23 protein-coding genes are annotated in these 20,209 nt (G+C 65.1%); 9 read left to right on the plus strand and 14 right to left on the minus strand.

Annotation, left to right across the window (positions count from 1 at the left end; genetic code table 11):
- Window position 1 precedes the first annotated feature (1 nt).
- The 3 genes from plsX to RMO95_RS19250 all read right to left on the minus strand — a co-directional run bounded on the left by plsX (window position 2) and on the right by RMO95_RS19250 (window position 2,060).
- A complete protein-coding gene (plsX, locus tag RMO95_RS19240; protein ID WP_310452283.1) occupies window positions 2-1,066 on the minus strand; it encodes a phosphate acyltransferase PlsX in 1,065 nt (354 codons plus the stop codon).
- A 67-nt stretch (window positions 1,067-1,133) separates the two neighbouring features.
- Window positions 1,134-1,313, minus strand: a complete 180-nt coding sequence (rpmF, locus tag RMO95_RS19245) for a 50S ribosomal protein L32 (RefSeq protein WP_041099239.1) — start codon at window positions 1,311-1,313, stop codon at window positions 1,134-1,136.
- 228 nt (window positions 1,314-1,541) lie between these two features.
- The gene (locus RMO95_RS19250) at window positions 1,542-2,060 is read right to left on the minus strand and encodes a YceD family protein (RefSeq protein ID WP_310452284.1); all 519 of its coding nucleotides are present in this window, start codon (window positions 2,058-2,060) and stop codon (window positions 1,542-1,544) included.
- Between the two features lie 48 nt (window positions 2,061-2,108).
- Here RMO95_RS19250 and RMO95_RS19255 point away from each other — a divergent pair, with 48 nt between their 5' ends.
- Both RMO95_RS19255 and RMO95_RS19260 read left to right on the plus strand, forming a co-directional pair.
- Entirely contained in the window at window positions 2,109-2,690 is a 582-nt protein-coding gene (locus RMO95_RS19255) for a Maf family protein (RefSeq protein ID WP_310452285.1), read from the plus strand.
- 23 nt (window positions 2,691-2,713) lie between these two features.
- Window positions 2,714-3,424 carry an SAM-dependent methyltransferase gene (locus tag RMO95_RS19260; protein WP_310452286.1) on the plus strand — a complete coding sequence of 237 codons (711 nt, stop codon included), beginning with the start codon at window positions 2,714-2,716 and terminating at the stop codon, window positions 3,422-3,424.
- A gap of 30 nt (window positions 3,425-3,454) precedes the next feature.
- Here the strand turns inward: RMO95_RS19260 and selD are convergent, their stop codons facing one another.
- Window positions 3,455-4,519, minus strand: a complete 1,065-nt coding sequence (gene selD, locus RMO95_RS19265; protein ID WP_310452287.1) for a selenide, water dikinase SelD — start codon at window positions 4,517-4,519, stop codon at window positions 3,455-3,457.
- Between the two features lie 8 nt (window positions 4,520-4,527).
- A complete protein-coding gene (gene senB / locus RMO95_RS19270) occupies window positions 4,528-5,484 on the minus strand; it encodes a selenoneine biosynthesis selenosugar synthase SenB (RefSeq protein ID WP_310452288.1) in 957 nt (318 codons plus the stop codon).
- A 4-nt stretch (window positions 5,485-5,488) separates the two neighbouring features.
- Here senB and senA point away from each other — a divergent pair, with 4 nt between their 5' ends.
- Window positions 5,489-6,667, plus strand: coding sequence for a selenoneine synthase SenA (gene senA / locus RMO95_RS19275; RefSeq protein WP_310452325.1), 1,179 nt, complete (start codon window positions 5,489-5,491; stop codon window positions 6,665-6,667).
- Here senA and RMO95_RS19280 read toward each other — a convergent pair.
- The 7 genes from RMO95_RS19280 to RMO95_RS19310 form a co-directional block, all read right to left on the minus strand.
- Entirely contained in the window at window positions 6,664-6,981 is a 318-nt protein-coding gene (locus RMO95_RS19280; protein ID WP_310452289.1) for an AzlD domain-containing protein, read from the minus strand. The genes senA and RMO95_RS19280 overlap by 4 nt on opposite strands.
- Window positions 6,978-7,670 carry an AzlC family ABC transporter permease gene (locus RMO95_RS19285; protein ID WP_310452290.1) on the minus strand — a complete coding sequence of 231 codons (693 nt, stop codon included), beginning with the start codon at window positions 7,668-7,670 and terminating at the stop codon, window positions 6,978-6,980. Before RMO95_RS19285 ends, RMO95_RS19280 begins: the two co-directional genes overlap by 4 nt.
- Complete coding sequence (locus RMO95_RS19290; protein WP_310452291.1) at window positions 7,667-7,840, minus strand: hypothetical protein; 174 nt, start codon at window positions 7,838-7,840, stop codon at window positions 7,667-7,669. The genes RMO95_RS19285 and RMO95_RS19290 overlap by 4 nt, the downstream gene beginning before the upstream one ends.
- On the minus strand, window positions 7,837-8,721 hold the full coding sequence (locus RMO95_RS19295) for a DMT family transporter (RefSeq protein WP_310452292.1): 885 nt from the start codon (window positions 8,719-8,721) through the stop codon (window positions 7,837-7,839). Before RMO95_RS19295 ends, RMO95_RS19290 begins: the two co-directional genes overlap by 4 nt.
- Before the next feature lie 118 nt (window positions 8,722-8,839).
- On the minus strand, window positions 8,840-9,178 hold the full coding sequence (locus tag RMO95_RS19300) for a YkgJ family cysteine cluster protein (RefSeq protein WP_310452293.1): 339 nt from the start codon (window positions 9,176-9,178) through the stop codon (window positions 8,840-8,842).
- Window positions 9,179-9,184: 6 nt separating this feature from the next.
- Complete coding sequence (locus RMO95_RS19305; RefSeq protein WP_310452294.1) at window positions 9,185-10,192, minus strand: anion permease; 1,008 nt, start codon at window positions 10,190-10,192, stop codon at window positions 9,185-9,187.
- A gap of 9 nt (window positions 10,193-10,201) precedes the next feature.
- Complete coding sequence (locus RMO95_RS19310; RefSeq protein WP_310452295.1) at window positions 10,202-10,840, minus strand: DUF47 domain-containing protein; 639 nt, start codon at window positions 10,838-10,840, stop codon at window positions 10,202-10,204.
- A 138-nt stretch (window positions 10,841-10,978) separates the two neighbouring features.
- Between RMO95_RS19310 and RMO95_RS19315 the strand changes: the two genes are divergently transcribed.
- The gene (locus RMO95_RS19315) at window positions 10,979-12,151 is read left to right on the plus strand and encodes a DUF2863 family protein (protein ID WP_310452296.1); all 1,173 of its coding nucleotides are present in this window, start codon (window positions 10,979-10,981) and stop codon (window positions 12,149-12,151) included.
- A 115-nt stretch (window positions 12,152-12,266) separates the two neighbouring features.
- Here RMO95_RS19315 and RMO95_RS19320 read toward each other — a convergent pair whose 3' ends face one another.
- Window positions 12,267-13,520: a D-amino acid dehydrogenase gene (locus RMO95_RS19320; protein WP_310452297.1), complete on the minus strand. Its 1,254-nt coding sequence runs from the start codon at window positions 13,518-13,520 to the stop codon at window positions 12,267-12,269.
- 161 nt (window positions 13,521-13,681) lie between these two features.
- Here RMO95_RS19320 and msrB point away from each other — a divergent pair, with 161 nt between their 5' ends.
- Genes msrB through RMO95_RS19345 form a run of 5 tightly spaced genes read left to right on the plus strand, consistent with a single transcriptional unit; the run spans window position 13,682 to window position 16,135 of the window.
- Window positions 13,682-14,116 (plus strand): peptide-methionine (R)-S-oxide reductase MsrB, encoded by a 435-nt coding sequence (gene msrB, locus RMO95_RS19325; RefSeq protein WP_310452298.1) that lies wholly within the window; start codon window positions 13,682-13,684, stop codon window positions 14,114-14,116.
- A 51-nt stretch (window positions 14,117-14,167) separates the two neighbouring features.
- Window positions 14,168-14,743 carry a septation protein A gene (locus tag RMO95_RS19330; protein ID WP_310452299.1) on the plus strand — a complete coding sequence of 192 codons (576 nt, stop codon included), beginning with the start codon at window positions 14,168-14,170 and terminating at the stop codon, window positions 14,741-14,743.
- Window positions 14,743-15,048: a YciI family protein gene (locus RMO95_RS19335; protein ID WP_310452326.1), complete on the plus strand. Its 306-nt coding sequence runs from the start codon at window positions 14,743-14,745 to the stop codon at window positions 15,046-15,048. Before RMO95_RS19330 ends, RMO95_RS19335 begins: the two co-directional genes overlap by 1 nt.
- Complete coding sequence (locus RMO95_RS19340; protein WP_310452300.1) at window positions 15,045-15,308, plus strand: BolA family protein; 264 nt, start codon at window positions 15,045-15,047, stop codon at window positions 15,306-15,308. The genes RMO95_RS19335 and RMO95_RS19340 overlap by 4 nt, the downstream gene beginning before the upstream one ends.
- A 26-nt stretch (window positions 15,309-15,334) precedes the next feature.
- Entirely contained in the window at window positions 15,335-16,135 is an 801-nt protein-coding gene (locus tag RMO95_RS19345; protein ID WP_310452301.1) for a peptidylprolyl isomerase, read from the plus strand.
- A 102-nt stretch (window positions 16,136-16,237) separates the two neighbouring features.
- Here the strand turns inward: RMO95_RS19345 and purL are convergent, their stop codons facing one another.
- Window positions 16,238-20,158 carry a phosphoribosylformylglycinamidine synthase gene (purL, locus tag RMO95_RS19350; RefSeq protein WP_310452302.1) on the minus strand — a complete coding sequence of 1,307 codons (3,921 nt, stop codon included), beginning with the start codon at window positions 20,156-20,158 and terminating at the stop codon, window positions 16,238-16,240.
- Between the last annotated feature and the right edge of the window lie 51 nt (window positions 20,159-20,209).

Genomic DNA, 20,209 nt, shown 5'->3' on the forward strand with positions numbered 1-20,209 from the left:
TTCATTGATCGCAGAGAGTCGGCGCAGGCGCGCTCTGCGTACCCGAAATTTCGCTTCGCGGGGAGGCAACGGCTGCCATGCGAGCGGCGATGGCCTCCGGCAGGCGCTGCCGGGCTTCTTCGGCCGCCTTTTCCAGCGCGCAGCGGAACGCCAACTGATCGGCCGAGCCGTGGCTCTTGACCACGATGCCCTTGAGGCCGAGCAGGCTGGCTCCGTTGTAGCGACGCGGATCGAAGCGCTGGCGAAACGACTTCAGCACGGGCATCGCGACCAGGGCCGCCAGTTTGGTGAAAATGTTGCGAGAGAACTCTTCCTTGAGTCCGCCGCCTATCATGTGGGCCAGGCCCTCGGCGGCCTTCAGGGTGACATTCCCGACAAAGCCGTCGCACACCACGACGTCGGCCGTTCCCTTGAAGATGTCATTGCCTTCGACGTTGCCGACGAAATTCAGGTCGGTGGCGCGCAGCAATTCTGCGGCACGCTTGACGGCGTCGTTGCCCTTGATCGCTTCCTCGCCGATATTCAGCAGGCCCACGCTGGGCCGTTCCTTGTGTTCCAGCGCCGACACCAGCAGGGAACCCATGATGCCGAACTGCAGCAGGTGTTCCGGGGTGCAATCGACATTGGCGCCGAGATCCAGCACATAGGTGCTGCCGCGCTGCGACGGCAGGATGGAGCAGATGGCCGGCCGGTCGATGCCGGGCAGGGTTTTCAGCACGAAGCGCGATACCGCCATCAGAGCGCCGGTGTTGCCGGCCGATACCGCCGCATCGGCCGCCCCCTGCTTGACCAGATCGACGGCGACGCGCATCGAGGAATCCTTCTTGCCGCGCAACGCACTGGCCACGGCCTCGTCCATCTCGACCACTTCGGAGGCATGACGGATCGCCAGACGCGCGCCAAATTCGGCAGCCTCGCGCTCCACCTGCGGACGCAGGACATCCTCGCGGCCGACCAGGATGGCGGCGCAATCGGTGTCATGACGCAGGAATTCAAAAACAGCGGGCAGCGTCACCGACGGACCGTGGTCGCCGCCCATGCAATCCACCGCGAGGGTGATCGACATCCCAGGGCTCTTTATATAAAAACGGCCGGACGCGCAGCGCGCACCCGGCCGGATTCAACAAAGTGGATTATTCGCCCTTGGCCTTTACCACCTTCTTGCCGCGATACACGCCGGACGGCGAGATATGGTGGCGCAGATGAACCTCGCCCGTGGTCGGCTCGACGGCCAGCGGCGGGTTGGTCAGAAAATCATGCGCACGATGCATACCGCGCTTGGATGGGGACTTCTTGTTCTGTTGCACAGCCATTTCGCTACTCCTTGTTTAGCTACGGCCTAACGTCCGCTGGCGCGGGCATTAGCCTTCTCTGAAACTTCGCTTTGCTACGTTTTAGTTGCGGCCGCCTCGCTTAACGCCGATGGGGCTGGCGTTAGCCTTCTCTGAAACTCCGCTTTGCTACGTTTTAGTTGCGGCCGCCTCGCTTAACGCCGATAGGGCTGGCGTTAGCCTTCTCTGAAACTCCGCTTTGCTACGTTTTCAATGCTTCTTAAAATCAGCCAGCGCCGCAAACGGCGATGCGCCATGTCCTGTTGCGTTCGCCGAAGGCGCTTCGCACTGCTCATGTCGCGGCGCGATGGGCAGCGCCAGCAACACTTCATCCTCAACCAGCGACAGTACCGCCAGCGCCTTTTCGGCTGTTATGGCATCCGCACTGTCATCGACCAGATCGTCGTCCGGCCAATCCTCCCCCGGCGCCATCAGCTGCAACCGGCTGCTGATAGCCAGCGGGAACTTCACGCCGCCCAGACATCGCTGGCAACACAGCACCGGCTCGCCTGCGATATCCACCTGCAACCACGACTTACCTGCGTCGTCCCGCCATCCTTCGAGGCGAACCGACAGAAAACCTTCGCTTGTGACCAGAACGTCTGCCAGCCGCGGCAATTCAGTCAGACCCACGCTGCGTTCCAGCACACCGCCGCTGCGCGCGAATTCAAGGCAATCGAGAACTGTTCCGGCAATCGAATCAGACACAGTCAAGCGCTCGCGCGACACAAACAGTGAATGCTATCATGTTCGACCCTCCTTTTTCAAGCCTGAAACATGCCTCGCCTGCTCGTTCTTGCCTCAACCTCGCCCTTCCGCCGCGAACTCCTGACGCGCCTGCAGCTCCCTTTTGAAACCATTGCACCGGATACCGACGAATCGGCCCTGCCCGGAGAAGCACCCGCGGCCACCGCAACGCGCCTGGCCGAGGCCAAGGCCCGCGCCGTCATGCAGCGCTATCCCGACGCGCTGATCATCGGCTCCGACCAGGTCGCAGCCCACGGCAACGAACGCTTCGGCAAACCGGGGAGGCGGGAGAATGCCATCGCCCAGTTGCGCCTGATGCGCGGAAAAGAAGTGGTCTTCCATACCGGATTGTGCCTTCTCGACAGCCTGAGCAACCGGGTACAAGTGTCCTGTGTCGACACGCATGTCGGCTTTCGCGACCTCAGCGACACCGAAATCGCAGCTTATCTCGACAAGGAAGACGCGCTGAACTGCGCCGGCAGCGCGAAATCCGAAGGACTGGGGATCTCCCTGCTCAGCTATCTGCGCGGGGACGACCCCAACGCCCTGATCGGCCTGCCGCTGATCGCCTTGTGCGGCATGTTGCGCGCCGCCGGTGTGGCACTGCCGTGATGCGCAGCAAGCCGCTCTAGCCGATGGCCGGCACACTCTGGCTGCTGCCGGTCGCCCTCGGCGACACGCCATGGGAGAACTGCCTGCCGGCAGCCACCCGTGACGCGGCCTGCCGCCTGACCCATTTCGTCGCGGAAAATGCCAAGACGGCGCGCGCCGAACTGAAACGCATCGGCCATCCGCGGCCCCTGCGCGAACTGACCATCGAACAACTGCCCGAAGCCCCCTCGGCCGCCGACATCGAGCGCCTGTTGGCACCGCTGCAGACTGGTCATGACCTGGGATTGATGTCCGAGGCCGGCTGCCCGGCGGTGGCCGATCCCGGTGCCCTGCTGGTGCGCCGCGCCCACGAACGGGGCCTTATCGTCAAGCCCCTGGTCGGCCCCTCCTCGCTGCTGCTGGGGCTGATGGCTTCCGGACTGGACGGCCAGCGCTTCGCCTTCCACGGCTACCTGCCTGCGCGCGAACCCGAGCGCAGCCGCCGCATCGTGGAACTCGAAGGCGAATCGACGCGCCTGCGGCAAACCCAGATATTCATCGAAACGCCCTACCGGAATCAGGCCTTGTTCAATACCTTGCTGCTGGCCTGCAAACCGAAGACGCGCCTTTGCCTGGCGACCGACCTGAGCCTCTCCAGCGAGCAAATCGCCACGCGCCGCATCGCGGACTGGAAGGCGACCGCAACGCCACAACTGGACAAGCGCCCCACCGTGTTTCTGCTGCTTGCCGACTGAGGCGCTGTCGGCGACCGGAAGCAAGAGCGGCTAAGCGCCCACGGTCACCCGTGCCGGCCCCGACTCCAGGCGACCAACCACCGCGGCCGCGGCAAAACCTTCGGCACGGAACACCTCCAGCACGGCGTCGACCGCTGTCGGATCGCAGGCCACCAGCAGGCCGCCGCTGGTCTGCGGATCGGTCAGCAGCGCGCGTTGCATGGTCGTGATCGCGGCGTCCAGCGTGACGTCATCGCCGTAGGCGGTCCAGTTGCGCGCCGAGGCGCCGGTGATATAGCCCGCCGTCGCCAGTTGTTCCACCCCGGCCAGCATCGGAATCGCCGCCATGTCGAGGGATGCCGTGAGCTGGGCGCCGCGGCACACCTCCAGCAGGTGGCCGAGCAGGCCGAAGCCGGTTATGTCGGTCAGGGCATGCACGGTATCGAGATTGGCCAGTTGCCGGCCCGGCGTGTTGAGCTGGGTGGTGCTGGCGATCATCGCGGCATAGCCCGCGGCATCCAGCGCCCCCTTCTTCAGCGCCGCCGACAAGACGCCGACGCCGAGCGGCTTGCCGAGGACCAGCACGTCGCCGGCGCGCGCGCCGGCGTTGGTCTTGACCTTGTCGGGGTGTACCAGGCCCATCACCACCAGGCCATAGATCGGTTCGACGGAATCGATGGTGTGGCCGCCGGCGATCGGGATGCCGGCCGCGGCGCAGACGCTTTCGCCGCCCTCGAGGATCTTGCCGATGACCTCGATCGGCAGCTTGTCGATCGGCATGCCGACCAGGGCCAGCGCCATGATCGGTGTGCCGCCCATGGCATACACGTCGCTGATCGCGTTGGTGGCGGCGATGCGGCCGAAGTCGAAGGGATCGTCGACGATGGGCATAAAAAAGTCCGTCGTCGCGATCAACGCCTGCTGGTCGTTGAGGCGATACACCGCGGCGTCGTCCGCGGTTTCGATGCCTACCAGCAATTCCTTTGGTACCGGAAAGTTGCGCACGCCGCGCAGGATTTCGGTCAGCAAGCCGGGAGCGACCTTGCAGCCGCAGCCGCCGCCATGGCTGAACGAAGTAAGACGGATCGGATTGGCGGAAAGCTTGTTGGAATTCATGGGTTCAATTACCTTTTCAAGTCCAGAAGGCTGCGCACGGAAGCGCATTCGTGTGTCGGGGAAAACAGGGATACCTGCTCGGCGCAACGCCGGGACAGGCTCGCGTAGTAGTCCGGATCGTGCATCGCGGTCGAAATCAGCTCGGCCAGACGCGCCGCATCGCCGACCGGAAACCAGCCGGGATAATCCGCGCCGAGCATGCCGCGGTTGCCGGCAATGTCGCTGCCGAGTACCGGAACCCCGCTGGTCACGGCCTCGATCAATACATTGGCGCCCCCTTCCATCAGCGAGGGCAGCAACAACAGGTGGCAGCGCTTGATGCGCTGCCGCGTCGCCGCCTGTGACAGGGCGCCCAGCGCACGATAGCGCGGATCGGCGGCGGCCAAAGCGTGCACCTCGGCGGCGAGCGCCGGATCGAGGTCGTTGCCGATATGAAACAGCCGCAGCGGCAGTTCGGCCGGCAGGCGGCGCAAGGCGCGCACTGCCGTCAACGGGTCCTTCTCGGGCCGCAGGTGGCCGACCAATGCCAGATCGAAATGGCGCCGGCTGCGCCGCCCTGGCACCAGCGGGCGCGCCGACTGGTAGATGATCCGCGCCTTCGCCGCGTATTCGGGCGGCAGGGCCTGGATCCCCTCCGCCTGCAGCACCACCAGGTGGCTGGCCAGCGCCAGAGAGCGCTGCGCGCTTTTGTCGACCGCGATGTCGCGGTAGAGATCGGTGCCGGTCAGCACCACGATCAGCGGACGCTCGGGATGACGCTCGGCGAAGGCGGCGATCGAAGCCGCCGAGCGACGGGCATGGAGGGCAATCAGAAAGTTGGCGCTGGCGCCACGCCACTCCTGCTCGATGCGCACCTGGGCCAGAGATGCCAGGCAGTGCGCCCAGCGTCGCGCGGTATGCCAGTTGCCGTTATTGGCACTGGCCAGCGCGGGGCTGATAATGGCGACGGATGGAGGTGCACTCATGACAATGCCGGATATCAGAATCGCTGGGAAAGTAGCCTTGGCCGAGGCGTTGCAGGATGCCCGCGATTATACGGTGCGCCTGCTTGACGCCTGCGCTGACTGGCCGGCGGCGGCAATGCCCGATCCGCTGCGGGTGCCCTGCCTGACCATCATCAACCCGCCACTGTGGGAAATCGGCCATGTCGCCTGGTTCGCCGAATACTGGTGCCTGCGCCAGCGCGGCGCGAACCAGCCGCCGGCCCCTTCGCTGCTGGCGGATGCCGATCGCTGGTACGACTCGCGCACGGTCCCGCATGACAGCCGCTGGCAGCTCGACCTCCCCAACTGGCAGACCACCCGACGCTATCTCGAAGACACGCTGGCCGCCGCGCTGGATGCCTTGCACAAGCTGCCCGAGACCGATGCGGCGCTTTATTTCCATCGCCTCGCGCTGTTCCACGAGGACATGCACGACGAAGCATTCTGCTATATGCGGCAGACGCTGTGCTGGCCCCATGCCGATGGACTGGCCGCGCTGCCGCCGGCAGCCGACATCGAACTGACCGGCGGCGAGTTCCTCATGGGCAGCTCGCCGACAGCCAGGGGCTTTGTCTTCGACAACGAAAAATGGGCGCATCCGCAGCGCATTGCCGATTTCGCGATTGCGGCGACGCCGGTGCGGAACTCCGACTACCTGGCCTTCGTCGAGACAGGCGCTTATCGAGAGCCACAATGGTGGTCGGCGGACGGCCTGGCCTGGCTCGCCGCCACCGGGCAGACCATGCCGCACTACTGGCGCCGCGAACAAGGCCACTGGCAGCAGCGCCGCTTCGAGCGCTGGATAGCCCTGGCGCCCGAGCAGCCGGTGATTCATCTGACGGCACATGAAGCCGAGGCCTGGTGTCGCTGGGCCGGCCGCCGCCTGCCGAGCGAAGCGGAATGGGAATATGCGGCGCGGCACGCCGCTGCCTTCGACTGGGGCACTCAGGTCTGGGAATGGACGGCCAGTGCCTTCGCGCCCTACCCGGGTTTCAGCCCCGACCCTTACGCCGAATACGCCGCGCCGTTTTTCCACACCCACCGCAGCGTGCGCGGCGGCTCTTTCGCGACCCACTCGCGCATGCGCAACTCGCGCTATCGCAACTACTACGAGCCGCAGCGCGACGACATCTTCGTCGGCTTTCGCAGTTGCCCGCTCCGTTAGCCGCCCAAACGCTGCAGCAGGAACAACGCCACAAAGCCGCAGCCGATGGTGAGCAAGGTGTTGCGCCAGACAGCGGCAACCACGATGGCCACCAGACCGGCCCACAGGCGCAGGTTGCCGCTGCCGAGAACCAGTTCGCCCTGCATCAGCAACAGTTCCGGTGTGGTGAGCGCAGTCAGCGCCGCGATCGGGACGAAGGGCAGCAGGCGCCGAAACCAGGGCGGCGGCTGGTAGTGCCCTTCCGCCGCGATAAAGGAGTAGCGGATGGCGAAGGTCAACAGGCCGCAGACCAGCATCAGGAGCCAGAGATTCATGCCGCCTTCCTCGTCATGGCCGCGCCGACGATCAGTCCGGCCAGTGCGGCGATGAACAGGCCGATCTTGTAGGGCAACGCGGCGAGGACAACGGCTACGGCACCCGCCGCAACCGCGGCCGCCAGCAGCGCGCGGCTGTCTATCATCGGTACCACGATGGCGATGAAGGTCAGCGGCAGGGCAAAATCCAGCCCGAGATCCGAAGGCAGTTGCGCGCCGATCAACACCCCCGCCAGCGTCGCCACCTGCCAGCCGGCCCACAGGCCGAAGCCGGAGCCGAACAGAATCCAGTGCGCATGAGGTGAGCGCGGCTGCGCGGCATCGTCAAGCAAATGCGGAATTGCCGCGGCATAGGCTTCGTCGGTCAGCAGGTAGGCCAGCAGAATTTTCCAGCGCCGCGGAAGTTTTGCCAGCAGCGGCGCCACCGATGCGCTGTAGAGCGCGTGGCGCAAATTGACCAGGCCCACCGCGCCGGCGGTAAGCAGCAGTGGCGCGCCGGCACCGACCAGTTGCGCGAGCAGGAACTGGGCCGATCCGGCGAAAACAATCGAGGACATGGCCATCGCCGCCAGCGGCGGAATGCCGCTTTGCAGCGCGACCACGCCATAGATCACGCCGAAGGGCGCCACGCCAACCAGCAGCGGCATGACCGAGCGCAAGCCGAGAGCGCACGCCTGGGTTCGGTTCATCCTAAAAATCTCAATTCAATCCGCAGATGACGCAGATTACGCAGATAGAACAAAGAAGTGGCCGATGCCCACGGCGTACCCGGCAGGTGGTACGACCTGTCCAAGTAACGCCCTGATCCATCTGCGTCAATCGGCGAAATCTGCGGATCAAATGCTTCTTGCAGGTTCATTTCCTTGCCGGCAGATTGACCAGCACGATGCCGCCCACCACCATTGCCGCGGCGGCGAAGAAGTGCAGGCTCGGTTGGTCGCCCATCAGCACCATGCCGAAACCGACGCCGAACAGCGGCGTCAGGAAGGAGAACACCAGCAGCCGTCCGGCAAGATAGCGCGTCAGCAGCCAGAACCACGCCAGATAGCTGATGCAGGCGACGATCACGATCTGGTAGGCCATGGCCCAGAGAGTTGGCGCTGACAGCACGCCGATGCCACGCTCGCCGACCAGCCAGGACAACGGGAACATGACCGCGGCCGACACCACCAGTTGATACAGCAGCACCTTGGTCGCCGTCACCCTGGCCAGTGCCGTGGCGCGGATCAGCACCGTGGTCGCCGCCCAGAACAATGCCGCCAGCACGCCGAAGAAATCGCCGAGCAGGCTGCCGCCCGCGGCCTTGTCGATGAAGGCCGTAACCAGGCCGGCAAAGGCCAGCAGCACGCCGGCGCCCTGGCGCCAGCCCATGCGCTCGCCGGGCACGAAAAAATGCAGCCCGAGTACCGTGAAACAGGGCGCGGTGTACAGGAACACCACCATGCGCGAGACCGTGGTCAGATCGACGCCGACGAAAATGAAGACGAATTCGAAGCCGAACAGCAGGCCGGCCAGCAGGCCCGGGCGCAGCGAGCCGTCGCGCGCGACCAGGGCGATACCGCGCCAGCGCGCCCAGGCGTAAACGAGAACGGCGCCGAGTCCCGAGCGCAAACCGGCCTGCAGGATCGGACTGATCTCGGCGGTGGCGAATTTCATCGCCACCTGCTGGAAGCCCCAGATGGAGCACAGCAGCACCATCAGGCCGAATGCCGCCGGACCCGGCGCGATGCGCTGATTCATGGACCTTCCCCCCATCCCCCTTCCCAGGGAAGGGGGCGATCATGGTTCATCCCGCCGCAAGCGGCATGATTCCGGACGCTTGGCTGCGGCCGCCTTGGGGCGGCCCAGCGACGACCGCTCATGCCGCCACCGGTCTCAGCGGCGGCAGGCGATGGCGCCGCCGCGCGTCGTTGCAGGCCTCGTCGCCACCGCCCACGGCAGCCAGCGGCGCGAACTCGTGGCAGGCTTGCGGACGAAACTCGTAAATGGCGCAGGACACCGCATCGCCGATGCGTCCGCGCAAGGCAATGCAGCGCAAGGGTGCGCTCGCCGTGCCGCACATGCATGCCAGTTGCGCACCGATCGGTTCGGTCAGCCCTACCGGCACCCGCCCGCCCAGCATGTCGTCGACTTCATCGCTATGAAACGAAACGCGGTAGGTGGCGCAACAGGCGCCACAATGCTGGCAGGGACTCACAGCGCCTTACAACAGGGACTTTCCGAGCCACCAGGCCACGGCGGCGATCAGCGCGCTGGCGGGAATGGTCAGGACCCAGGCCCAGACGATGCTGCCCGCCACGCCCCAGCGTACGTTGCTGGGCCCCTTGGACGTGCCGACGCCGACGATGGCGCCGGTGATCGTATGGGTGGTGGACACCGGAATGCCCAGCATGGTTGCCGTGAACAGGGTAATCGCACCGCCGGTCTCGGCGCAGAAGCCGCCTACCGGGCGCAGCTTGGTGATGCGCTGGCCCATGGTCTTGACGATGCGCCAGCCGCCGAACATGGTGCCCAGACCCATCGCCGTATAGCAGGAGAACACCACCCACATCGGTACCGATTCACCTGACTTCGAAATACCTGCGGCGATCAGCAGCATCCAGATGATGCCGATGGTTTTCTGCGCGTCGTTGCCGCCGTGGCCGAGACTGTAAAAGGCCGCCGACACCAGTTGCAGGCGGCGGAAACTCTTGTCCACCTTGCGCGGCGTACTGCGGTTGCACAGCCACGACACCACCACCATCAGCGTGCCGCCAAGGATGAAGCCGAGCAGCGGCGCGATCAGGATGAAGGCCACCACCTTGCCGATGCCGGCCCAGACCAGCGAGCCGGTGCCGGCCTTGGCTATTGCCGCGCCGGCCAGGCCGCCGATCAGGGCGTGGGACGAGCTCGAGGGAATGCCGTAGTACCAGGTGATGATGTTCCAGGCGATGGCGCCGATCAGCGCACCGAACACCACGTAATGATCGACGATGGCCGGATCGATGGTGCCCTTGCCGATGGTGCTGGCCACCTTGAGCTGGAATATCGCGATGGCCACGACGTTGAAGAAGGCCGCCCAGGCCACCGCGTGCTGCGGCTTGAGGACGCCGGTGGAAACGATCGTGGCGATTGAATTTGCCGCATCGTGAAAGCCATTCATGAAATCGAAGACCAGCGCCAGCAGCACCAGCACCACGATCACCGTGAGACTCATCTCGACCGCTTGCATGGCAGCCGCTCAGGAATTCTCGAGGATGATGCCCTCGATGATGTTGGCCACGTCCTCCGCCCGATCGGTCACGGACTCCAGCAGCTCGTAGATGCCCTTCATCTTGATCAACTGGCGCACGTCGGCCTCTTCGCGGAACAGCTTGGTGATGCCGGTACGCATGGCGCGGTCGGCGTCGGACTCGAGTTGGTCGATTTCGCGGCATAGCTTGAGCATGGCCGGCGCATTGTCCATCTTGTTGAGCAGGATCACAGCAGACTTCACCCGCTCGCAACTGGAAGCGACAATGTCCGAGAGCTGCCTGGCTTCCGGCGTCAGCTGACGGATGTCGTAGAGGTACATGGCTTCGGCGAAATCCTGGATCAGGTCAAGGATATCGTCCATGCGCATGATCAACTGGTGGATCTCGTCGCGATCCAGCGGCGTATTGAACGAGGTGTGCAGCAGCGCAATAGTCTCGTGGGTGATCTTGTCGGCCGTGGTTTCGATCTCGTCGATGGCCTGCACATGCTGGGCCAGTACATCGGGGCCCTTGCCCAGATCATCGACCAGGGCCACCAGTTGCCGTCCGCCCTTGACGATCAGATCCGCATGCGCATTGAACAAATCGAAGAACTTCGCCTCTTTGGGCATCAATTTCGAAAACATCGGGCACCACCGCTGGCAAAAAAACGTGCGAATTTTATCAGCTTCCGACGCCGCGCCGCGCCCGGCATACCAGTCCGTCCAACTGGTAGAATTCGTATCCGGCGCTTCCGCCGGCTTATTTTTCGGCCAGAGTTTTCCATGAAACGCAACCGCCTTCCTCGTCGCGCCCGCCAGACGCCCGATTCCGAATTGCTCACGCGCCTGGCAACCCGACTCAGCCAATCCTCGAACCGGATCGAGGACGCTTACTGGGAAGTCCGCCTTGCGACGCACATAGACCACCTGCTGGCCGACAACGGGGAAGAAACCCTGATCGCCGTGCTGGACCATCTCTATAACGGCGGCTCGCGCGCCTACGACGAACTGGCCGACATGATCGAATCCTGCGCCGAAACCCGCCGCGTCGAAGCCGGCGGAGGGCTCGATACGGTGATGATCGCGGCGCCGGTGCTGGCCTGGTCGCGCTTCCAGATACCGTCGGGGAACATTCCCGCGGCGCAGCTGGATGCCCTGCGGGTTCATCTGCAGGCCCACGTACTCGCCGCCGACGCCAAGCTCAGCCTCTCCGATGTTCTCTACAGCCCCGACCAGTTGCCGCAAAACTATGCGGACACCGCAGATCTCGCGGGCAAGCTGGCCAAGGCCGCGGTTCATGGCCGCAACCTGAAATTCGACCCGGCGCAACTGCCTGAGACCATGAACTTCCTCTCCGACACCCGCTACCTGGTCGGCGCCGTCGCCGCTCCGCGCGGCGCGGCGCTGTTCCGCTGGCAGGAAGATGACGGCGATCCGGCGGAATCCTTCAAGCAATGGACAATGCAGGGCGGCGAAGCGCTGCGGCCGCTGCTGCCCGCCTGCGCCCTCGAATTCATGCCGGTGCTGGCCTACCATGCCGCCGTGCGCGATGCCGACCGGGCCTCGCGTCCCTGGTCGCTGCGCGCCGCGGTGGCCTTCCTGCAAACCGTGCTGAATCAGCCGGCGGGCGAATTGCGCGCCGTGGTGGCGCCTTTTCATGATCGCCAGCTCGAGGAATTCCGCATCGGCTTCACCCAGCGCGGCAACAGCGACGTGCTGCATGGCGTGGTCTGGCCGCTGCTCGAACACGAAGACGAGACCAATGACGCGCCGACCCAGATCGAAGCCGCATTGCGGGAGTCTGGCGTGACCAACGTGCTGATGCTCGACCAACGCTTCCCGCTCGAATTCTGCGACGACTGCGGCGCCCCGCTCTATCCGAATCCCGAGGGCGAACCGGTGCACGCGGAACTGCCCGAAGAACAGGCCGAAACCGCGCCGCGGCATCTGCACTAACACGAGAATCCGACGTACCCCGTAGGAGCGAGCTTGCTCGCGATGGCAGCGCCATGCACCAAGGCTTATCGCCAGCAAGCTGGCTCCTACAAAGTCGGCGCTGGTGCGACGGCGCTTAGAACCGGTAAGGCGTAGCGTCCAGTCCCGGATCGCGGCCGGCAACCAGATCGGCCAGTAATCGCGCCGAGCCGCAGGCCAGGGTCCAGCCCAGCGTACCGTGACCGGTATTGAGCCACAAGCCGGCCAGCCCGGCACCCGCCATGTCGCCGATCAGCGGCACGTTGCCGGGTGTCGCCGGACGCAGCCCGGCCCAGTAGCTGACCTCGCTCACCGTCGCCAGCGCCGGAAAGATCTGGCGCGTGCGCAGCAGCAGCGCAGCGCAGCGCGGGGCGTTGAGCGACGTGTCGTAGCCATTGAACTCCGCCGTGCCGGCCACCCGCAGCGATCGGCCGAGGCGCGAGATGACGATCTTGTGCCCGTCGTCGGTGAGGCTGACGGTCGGCGCGATTGCCCCGTCCGGCAAGCTCAGCGTGGCCGAATAGCCCTTGGCCGGATAGACCGGCAGGTGCAGGCCCAGCGGCCGCAACAGCAAGGGCGAATAGCTGCCCAATGCCAGCACGGTCAAGTCTGCCGCCAGGGTTTCACCCGAAACCAGGCGCACGCCGCTCAGCCGGCCGCCTTCGCGCAGCAGCGCCTGCACCGTCTCGCCTTGACGGAAACGCACGCCGCGCGCCGCCGCATGCCGTGCCAACGCCTCGGTGAAGCGCCGCGCATCACCCGATTCGTCGCTGGCGGTATAGGTTCCGCCCACCACCGGAACCCGCGATCCTGCCAAAGCGGGCTCTATGGCCAGGCATTGCGCCGCCGTCTGCGGCACCCGCTCGCAACCGAATTCGCGCATCAGCGCCGCCTGCGGCAAGGCATGCTCGAATTCACCGGGATCGGTATAGAAATGCAGGATGCCGCGTTCGAGATGGTCGTATTCGAGCGCCAGTTCCCGGCGCAAGGCCTGCAGCGCGGCGCGGCTGGCCAGCCCGAGCCTGACGATGGCGCCGAGATTGGCGCGCGCCCGCGCAGCCGTGCATTCGCGCAGGAAGCGCAGGCCCCAGGCCCATTGCGCCGGATCGGCGCGCAGGCGCCACAACAGGGGAGCATCTTCGCGCCCCAGCCATTGCAGCGCCTTCAAGGGAGCGCGGGGATTGGCCCAGGGTTCCGCATGGCTGACCGAGATCTGTCCGCCGTTGGCGAAACTGGTCTCCTGCGCCGGCAGCGGCTGACGGTCGATCACCGTCACCTCGTGCCCCTCCGCCGCCAGGTACCAGGCACTGGTCACGCCGACGACGCCGGCGCCGAGCACGGTCACGCGCATCGAATCGTTCCGGTCCCAACCGGGGACGCCTGGCCGCAAAGCGGCGTTCGAGGCGTGCAAAGCACCATCACCGTCGCAAGCTGCGGGAACATGATTTTTTGCCTGTGCGGCTTGATCTCGCTCATCGTGGGCCGCATTATAGTCAGCCCCCGGAGACGCTCATGAGCAAAAAGATCAGCAAAACCGCAGCCGAATGGCGCACGCAACTCACGCCCATGCAATACCACGTCACCCGCGAGAAGGGCACCGAGCGCGCCTTCAGCGGCGAATACTGGGACTGCAAGGACCCGGGAATCTATCGCTGCATCGGTTGCGGCGAGCCGCTGTTCGAGTCGGCGGCGAAATTCGATTCCGGCTGCGGCTGGCCCAGCTTCACCGCCCCGATCGAGCCGGACGGCATCGACGAGCTTGCAGACACCAGCCATGCGATGCGCCGCACCGAGGTCGTCTGCAGCACTTGCGGCGCCCATCTGGGCCACGTCTTTCCCGACGGGCCGGCGCCCACGGGATTGCGCTACTGCATAAATTCAGCTTCGCTGAATTTAACCATTGACGAGCCATCCCCCATCCCCCTTACCGAGGAAGGGGGTAACTGATTTGCTCGCTGCGCTCGATTGGCACCCGGCTGCCGCCATATAATTCACCCCATGAAATTCCTCTTCGACCTGTTTCCCGTCATCCTCTTCTTTGCCGCGTTCAAGGCCTTCGACATTTACATCGCCACCGGCGTGGTGATCGCCGCGACGATGGCGCAGATCGGCTGGGTCTGGCATCGCCACGGCAAAGTGGACACCATGCTCTGGGTCAGTCTCGGACTGGTCGTGGTGTTCGGCGGTGCGACGCTGATCCTGCATGATGAAACCTTCATCAAATGGAAGCCGACCATACTCTACTGGCTGTTCGCCGTGACCCTGTTCGGCTCCGCGCAGTTCTTCGGCAAGAACCTGATCCGCGCCATGCTGGAAAAGCAGGTGGAACTGCCCGCAGCGCTCTGGAGCCGGCTCAACTTTGCCTGGATCGGCTTTTTCGCGGTAATGGGCGTGGTCAATCTGTGGGTCGCGTTCAACTTCAGCACCGATACCTGGGTCAGTTTCAAGCTCTTCGGCGGCATGGGCCTGATGATCGTCTTCATCATTCTGCAAGGCGTGGTCCTCGCCAGATACCTGCCCGACGAGAAGGACCCGTCCTCTTCCCACCCGGAAGCTCCATCGGAGAAGTCATGATGCTTTATGCCATCGTCGGCGAAGATGTGCCGAACAGCCTCGAACAGCGCCTTGCCAGCCGTCCTGCCCACCTCGCCCGCCTGGTCGAACTGGAGGCGGCGGGGCGCATGGTGGCGGGCGGCCCCTTTCCCGCGATAGACAGCGCCGATCCCGGCCCTGCCGGCTTTGTCGGCAGCCTGATCGTCGCCGAATTCGATTCCCTGGAGGCGGCACAGACCTGGGCCGACGCCGACCCCTATGTCGCCGCCGGCGTCTATGCCCGCGTCACAGTGCGCCCGTTCAAGCAGGTGTTCCCCAGATCATGAGCGTCATCGATGCCATGCGCGCCAGCCTCGCCGCGCTCGACCCGGTCTCCATCGAGATCATCGACGACTCGGCCAAGCATGCAGGACACGCCGGCGCCAGGAGCGGCGGCGGCCATTTCCGGCTGCAAATTGTCTCGCCGCGCTTCGCCGGTTTCAGGACAATGGAAAGACATCGCTTGGTGTATGATGCGCTCGGCCCGCTGATGAAGCGGGAAATTCACGCACTCAGCATTACCGCGAAAACTCCCGACGAACCATGACAACCCCCGCCCATTCAGGAACCACGATGAACCGTACTCTCCGTCACGCCCTCCTGCTCGCCTTTGCCGTTTCGGTCGGTGCAACGCCTGCCCTGGCCCAGAAGAAGGCCGAATCCGCGACATTCGCCACGGTCAATGGCAAGGCCATTCCCAAGCTCCGCGCCGATGCGCTGATTGCCGGCCAGGCCGCGCAGGGCCAGCCCGATTCTCCGGAACTGCGCAAGGCCGTCATGGAAGAACTGGTGCGCCGCGAAGTGCTCACCCAGGAATCGATCAAGAAGGGCTTCGACAAGAAACCCGAGGTTCAGGGCCAGATCGACCTCGCCCGTCAGGGCGTGCTGATCGGTGCCTACCTCAACGAATATGTGCGCACCCATCCCGTCACCGACGACCAAGTCAAGAAGGAATACGAGGAGATCCGGGCCAAGCTCGGCAGCAAGGAGTACAAGGCCCGTCATATCCTGGTAGAGAAGGAAGACGAAGCCAAGGCCATTATCGAAAAACTGAAGAAGGGCGCCAAGATCGAGGACCTGGCCAAGGACTCCAAGGATCCGGGCTCCAAGGAACGCGGCGGCGACTTGGGCTGGGCCAACCCCGCGTCCTTCGTGCCGCCCTTCTCGGCGGCCATGACCAAGCTGGAAAAAGGCAAATTCACCGAAACCCCGGTGAAGAGCGACTTCGGCTGGCATGTGATCCTGCTCGAAGACACGCGCGAACTCAAGTTGCCGGGCATCGACGAAGCCAAGGGCCAGATCGGCCAGCAACTGCAGCAGCGTCAGGTGCAAAAGCACATCGACGATTTGCGCGCCAAAGCCAAGGTCGACTGAGTCACTCGGCCAGCATCAATAAAAACGGGAGCCGCGGCTCCCGTTTTGTTTTGCTGCTGCCGTTGTCGTCTGCGCCAGCGCGGTGCGTCCCTTTGGGAAGCTTTACCCTAGCCAGCGCCGCGCGTTGCGGAACATCTCCAGCCAGGGGGCGTCTTCTCCAAGACCCGGCGGCTGCCATGACATCTGCACGCTGCGGAAGGTCCGTTCCGGGTGCGGCATCATGATCGTGAAGCGGCCGTCGGCGGTGGTCACGCCGGCCAGCCCCTCGGGCGAGCCGTTGGGATTGAAGGGATAGCCGGTCGCCACGGCGCCGCGATTGTCGATGTAGCGCATCGCCACCAGCGCCTTGCCGTTCTGGTCGGCGGCGAACTCGGCGCGGCCTTCGCCGTGGCTGACCACCACGGGCAGCTTCGAACCGGCCATGCCGGCGAGGATTATCGATGGCGATTGCGGAATCTCGACCATCACCACGCGCGCCTCGAACTGCTCGCTGCGGTTGCGCTGGAAAGTCGGCCAGTCCTGCGCGCCGGGAATGATCGGAGCCAGGTGCGCCATCATCTGGCAGCCGTTGCAGACGCCCAGCGCGAAGCTGTCGCCACGGCCGAAGAAGTTGGTGAATTCGTCGCGCAGCCGGCTGTTGAACAGCACCGACTTGGCCCAGCCCTGCCCGGCGCCGAGCACGTCGCCGTAGGAGAAGCCGCCACAGGCGGCGAAGCCCTTGAAGTCGGCCAGATGCATACGGCCGCTCTGCAGGTCGGACATATGCACGTCGTAAGGCGCGAAGCCGGCACGCTCGAAGGCTGCAGCCATTTCGACATGGCCATTGACGCCCTGCTCTCTGAGGATCGCGATCTTTGGCCGAGCACCGGTGGCGACAAAGGGCGCCGTCGGTGCGGACTTGATTGAAACCGACAACCCCTGGTTCTCGGCGTCCAACAGCGCATCGAACTCTTCCTGGGCGCAGACCGGATCGTCGCGCAGGCGGGCGATCTGGAAGCTGGTTTCGCTCCAGGTACGCTGCAATTCATTGCGGTGAGCGGCGAACACCGCCTTGGCGTTGCGCCAGATGCGTATCGCATCGGCCGTGTTGGTGGTGCCGATGGCATGGCTGCAGGCGCCGAGGCCGGCGTCGCGCAAGACCTGCATCACAGCGCTGCGATCCGCCAGCCGGATCTGCAGCACGGCGCCGAGTTCCTCGGTGAACAGCGCGGCAATGATGCGGTCGCGCAAGCGGCCGGCAATCTGCGGAAAGCGTTCGCTGCCATCGACGTCGTTCATCAGCGGGTCGTAGCAAAGCCCGTCGAGATTCAGCGAAACGCCGACATGCGAGGCAAAGCTCATTTCGCAGATCGCGGCGAACAGGCCGCCGTCGGAGCGATCGTGATAGGCGAGAATCTTTCCGTCGCGATTCAGTGCTTGGATCGCCCCGAAAAAGCTTTTCAGCAAAGCCGGATCGACATCGGGCACGGCATCGCCGCTGACGCCATAGACCTGCGCCAGTGCCGAGCCGCCAAGCCGGTTGCGACCCTGGCCGAGATCGATCAGCAGCAGCTCGGTTTCACCGACTACCGCATCGGACTGCAGTTGCGGCGTCAGCGTGCGGCGGACATCCTCGACCGGGGCGAAGGCCGTGACGATCAGCGACAGCGGCGCCGTCACCTGTTTCTGCAAGCCACGATCTTCCCACTTGGTGCGCATCGACAGCGAATCCTTGCCGACCGGGATAGCGACGCCGAGCGCCGGGCAGAAGTCGATGCCGACGGCCTTGACCGTATCGAACAGCGCGGCGTCCTCGTGACCGTGACCGGCGGCCGCCATCCAGTTGGCCGAGAGCTTGATCCTGCCGATGTCGCCGACATCGGCGGCAGCCAGGTTGGTCAGCGCCTCGCCCACCGCCATGCGGCCCGAGGCCGCGGCGTCGAGCAGGGCCAGCGGCGTGCGCTCGCCCATGGCGAAGGCTTCGCCGAGAAATGTGTCGTAGCCCATCGCGGTGACCGCGACGTCGGCCACCGGCACCTGCCAGGGGCCGACCATCTGGTCGCGCGCGGTGAAACCGCCGACGCTGCGATCGCCGATGGTGATCAGGAAATTCTTCGACGCCACGGCCGGCAGGCGCAGCACGCGCAACGCCGCTTCCTTGAGGTCGATCGCCGCGACATCGAGCGGCGGCATCGCGACCTGCTGGCGCCGCGCATCGCGGTGCAGCTTGGGTGCCTTGCCGAGCAGCACTTCCATCGGCATGTCCACCGGCTTGTTGCCGAAGTGATCGTCCTTGACCGTGAGTTGCCCGTCATCGGTGGCGACGCCAAGCACGGCGAAGGGACAGCGCTCGCGCTCGCAGAGGGCGCGGAACTCGTCCAGGCGCTCCGGCGCGATGGCCAGCACGTAGCGCTCCTGCGCCTCGTTGCTCCAGATTTCGCGCGGGCTCATGCCCGGCTCCTCGCTGGGGATCGCGCGCAGGTCGAAAGCCGCGCCGCAGCCCGCATCGTGGGCGAGTTCCGGCATGGCATTGGAAATGCCGCCGGCGCCGACGTCGTGGATGGCGAGTATCGGGTTTCCGCCCTGCTGCCAGCTCATTTGCCAACACCGGTCGATGACTTCCTGAGCGCGGCGCTGGATCTCCGGATTGCCGCGCTGCACCGAAGCGAAATCGAGGTCGGCGGTATTGGCGCCGGTCGCCATCGAGGACGCCGCACCGCCGCCGAGGCCGATCAGCATGCCGGGGCCGCCGAGCTGGATCAGCAGGCTGCCGGCCGGAAAACGGATCTTGAAGGCGTGGTCGGCGGCGATGTTGCCGAGGCCGCCGGCGATCATGATCGGCTTGTGGTAGCCGCGCATCTCGCCGTTGAACTCCTGCTCGAAGCTGCGGAAGTAGCCGGCCAGGTTGGGCCGGCCGAATTCGTTGTTGAAGGCCGCCGCGCCGATCGGCCCTTCGATCATGATGTCCAGCGCCGAGGCGATGCGCTCCGGCTTGCCGTAAGCCGATTCCCAGGGCTGCGCATAGCCGGGAATTTTCAGGTCGGAAACCGAAAAGCCGCACAAGCCGGCCTTGGGCTTGGAGCCACGGCCCGTAGCCCCTTCATCCCTGATCTCGCCGCCGGAGCCGGTCGCCGCGCCCGGAAAGGGCGAAATCGCGGTCGGATGGTTGTGCGTTTCGACCTTGGCCAGGATATGCGTGAGTTCGTCGCCGTACTCGTAGCCGCGATCGGCGCGCGGGTAGAAGCGCCGGATGTTCGCGCCCTCGATCACCGCCGCATTGTCCGAATAGGCCACCACGGTGCCTTGCGGATGCGCCTTGTGCGTTTCGCGGATCATGCCGAACAGGGACAGCGGCTGGTCCTCGCCATCGACCGTCCAGCTCGCGTTGAATATCTTGTGCCGGCAATGTTCGGAGTTGGCCTGGGCGAACATCATCAGTTCGACGTCGGTCGGATTGCGTCCGAGCCTGCCGAAGTTTTCCGCCAGGTAATCGATCTCGTCGTCGGACAGCGCCAGACCCAGTTCGCGATTGGCCGCAACCAGCGCCTCGCGTCCGCCGCCCTGCAGATCGACGCTGGTCAGCGGTTGCGGCGCGACATGGTGGAACAGCGCCCGGGCGGCATCGACCGAGTCCAGCACCGACTCGGTCATGCGGTCATGGAGGCGTGTCGCCAGCGCCAACTCTTGCGCGATCTTGCCCGACACATGGTAGGCAACGGCGCGCTCGATGCGCTTCACCGCGGCGAAGCCGCAATTCTTCGCGATGTCGGTGGCCTTCGAACTCCAGGGCGAGATCGTGCCCAGGCGCGGCGTGACCAGCAACAGTTCACCGGCGGGCGGCGCCGGTAGCGTCGCCGGGATGCCCAGCAAATCCTTGAGGCGGGACGTTTCCTCCGCGTTCAGGGGCGTAGCCAGTTCGATGAAATACCAGTGTTCGGCCGCCAGGCCGATGCCGGACACGGTGTTGCGGAGGGACTTTTGCAGGCGCGCCAGGCGGGGCGCCGAAAACGCAGCAGAGCCCCGCAGGGCAAGGAATTCAGCCATGATGGACGGACCGGGGCGGGTAAGGGGCGGGATGGAAATCCAAGGCGCGGA

Origin of the sequence: Sulfuritalea sp., assembly GCF_031426875.1 — a bacterium.
Taxonomy (GTDB): domain Bacteria; phylum Pseudomonadota; class Gammaproteobacteria; order Burkholderiales; family Rhodocyclaceae; genus Sulfuritalea.